This is a genomic window from Weissella confusa (assembly GCF_004766315.1).
In the GTDB taxonomy this organism is placed as follows: domain Bacteria; phylum Bacillota; class Bacilli; order Lactobacillales; family Lactobacillaceae; genus Weissella; species Weissella confusa_A.
This window is the reverse complement of record NZ_PVSN01000094.1, coordinates 1-629: the sequence shown is the minus strand read 5'-3', so window position 1 is coordinate 629 and position 629 is coordinate 1. Positions and strand designations below refer to the sequence as shown.

Sequence of the window (629 nt, the reverse complement as noted above, 5' to 3'; positions counted from 1 at the left end):
TAACCTTCGGGAGCCAGCCGTCTAAGGTGGGACAGATGATTAGGGTGAAGTCGTAACAAGGTAGCCGTAGGAGAACCTGCGGCTGGATCACCTCCTTTCTAAGGAAAATCGGAAACCTACACATTCATTGAAACGATATTCAGTTTTGAGTGATTTACACTCAAACAAGACAGAGAGTCGAATCTCATGGGACTGTAGCTCAGCTGGTTAGAGCGCACCCCTGATAAGGGTGAGGTCGGAGGTTCGAGTCCTCTCAGTCCCATATAATGGGGAATTAGCTCAGCTGGGAGAGCACCTGCTTTGCAAGCAGGGGGTCATCGGTTCGATCCCGATATTCTCCATTGAAACCTTCGGGTTTCAATATTAGATCTTTGAAAACTGAATCATAATTGTAAATTTTTAAATTCATTTAATATTGTTAATTCAATATAAATTGAGCCGAAAAAAATACACCGCGTAATTTTTTGAGTTTTTTAAATTAGTTTAAAATCGCTTGTGGCCTTTGAGCCACATACTCAAACTTATATCATCAACGTCAGTTGATAGGTTAAGTTATTAAGGGCGCATGGTGGATGCCTTGGCACTAGGAGCCGATGAAGGACGGGACTAACACCGATATGCTTCGGGGA

General features: G+C 42.9%; 2 tRNA genes and 2 rRNA genes. All 4 read left to right on the top strand.

The annotated features are described in order from the left end of the window. Nucleotides 1–98 (top strand): 16S ribosomal RNA (locus tag C6P11_RS10840); the annotation flags it as partial. Between the two features lie 90 nt (nt 99–188). Next, nucleotides 189–262: transfer RNA gene (locus tag C6P11_RS10835), tRNA-Ile, on the top strand. 6 nt (nt 263–268) lie between these two features. Further along, nucleotides 269–341, top strand: a tRNA-Ala gene (locus tag C6P11_RS10830). 204 nt (nt 342–545) lie between these two features. Next, nucleotides 546–629 (top strand): 23S ribosomal RNA (locus C6P11_RS10825); the annotation flags it as partial.